Genomic DNA, 1646 nt, shown 5'->3' on the forward strand with positions numbered 1-1646 from the left:
TGTCAAGCATTTTTGAAAATGTCCCAAAAAGTTTTAATTATTAGCACCAGCTTTTGCTGGTGCTTTATTGATGGTATAAAACTATTTTAAGGTATGACAAATAAACCTTAAAAATCTTCAATTTTTAAGAAAATAGATTTATAGATTTATGCTATGTTTTCTTTTTGTCTATGAGATTGCTTGCTGCAATAATGTTCAAATGAAGCCTGCTTCCAAGGATGACTCATAGGTGGTATGTAGTGCTTCTTTGGAACCTTAGGCTTATCTACAAAATCAAAATTTTTAGATAAAGAAGCTCGTTCAGGTACTGATTCTAAAGCATAAACTTTTTCATTCACACAAAAATACAGATTGTTATCAAATGCTTTAATTACAATACCAGAGGTTCCTTTATGATAATAAACAGCATGTCCATTTTTATCTACCGGAAGATAATATCTTTTATTAAACTTTAAACAACTACCATTATCTATTTTTCTACTGTTGAGTACAGCAAGAATTAGATTAATTTTTTCTTTAGAAGGTTGCTTTTCAAAGACAGATTTGATATTATCAACAGGTAATGCAAACTGAGCATTGAATTCTTTTATGTAGTGATTTAAGAATTCGTTAGCTTCCTCAAGTGTAGCTATGCCTGCCAGTCGCATTTCTAATGGGAGGCGTGATTGTAGGGTTTGGAACATTCTTTCAACACGCCCTTTAGCTTGTGCAACACTACTGGTTTTAAGTTCAATGCCTAATTGTTTACAAGCATAACTGAACTGGGTAAAAGTATCATCTTCGATAGAAGGTGATTTTTTCTTTTTGTACTCGAATACAGTACGTCTATCGGTAAATAACATATAAGGAATACCGTATGTTGTAAGTACTTGGTGTAATACATTGTAGTATCCATTTAAAGTTTCCTGTGAATCGAAATATGCACCCATAATAGCACCAGTAGCATCATCTACAGCAATATGTAGTTGAGTCTTTTGTTGACCAAACCACAAATGGATCGAAGCATCCATTTGCAACATTTCGCCTAGATAAGCACACCTAGGACGTCTTGGATGGGCATCTTCAATTGCAATAATGGTATTTTGAACGTTAGCTATATCTTTTTTCGATTTTGCTGATTTTTTGAGTTCATTCAAATATTCACTAGTCTTTTTCTTTGTGATACGTTTAGCTTTAGGCGATAGGATAAATTCATCCATAAGTATAGTTCTGATGGTACTAGCAGAAACCTGAATATGCTCATGTTTTTTTAGTAATTCAGAAAAATGAGTAAAGTTAGCGCCTTCATACTTTGTACGATACAAATCAAGAATTGTTTGCCTAATTTTTGCGTCAAGAGCAATTGAGGGTTTTCTTCCTCTATTACCATGGATGAAATAACTTTTTCCATATTTCTTATAACCATTAATCATACGATTAATGTGTCTAACAGAACATCCAAGATAAAGAGCGGCCCTTTGTTTAGAACCATTTGTTTCTATTAATTTTTTTATAGTTGTATATTTATCATTTTCATTCATTGTTAGTATCACCTTTCTGATTATGTCCACCTCATTTCTAGCAATGAGGTTTATTATACTATAAATTTTGTTTTTGAGGACATAATCAAATGTGGTACACTAAGACATTATCACTTTTCAATCATA

1 protein-coding gene is annotated in these 1646 nt (G+C 32.1%); it reads right to left on the minus strand.

Translation table 11 applies throughout. The features are described 5' to 3' along the window. Positions 1 to 146: 146 nt before the first annotated feature. On the minus strand, positions 147 to 1520 hold the full coding sequence (locus LQK79_RS20765; protein ID WP_053243630.1) for an ISNCY family transposase: 1374 nt from the start codon (positions 1518 to 1520) through the stop codon (positions 147 to 149). Positions 1521 to 1646: the final 126 nt, after the last annotated feature.

The organism is Clostridium guangxiense (assembly GCF_021043395.1).
GTDB lineage: Bacteria > Bacillota > Clostridia > Clostridiales > Clostridiaceae > Clostridium_S > Clostridium_S guangxiense.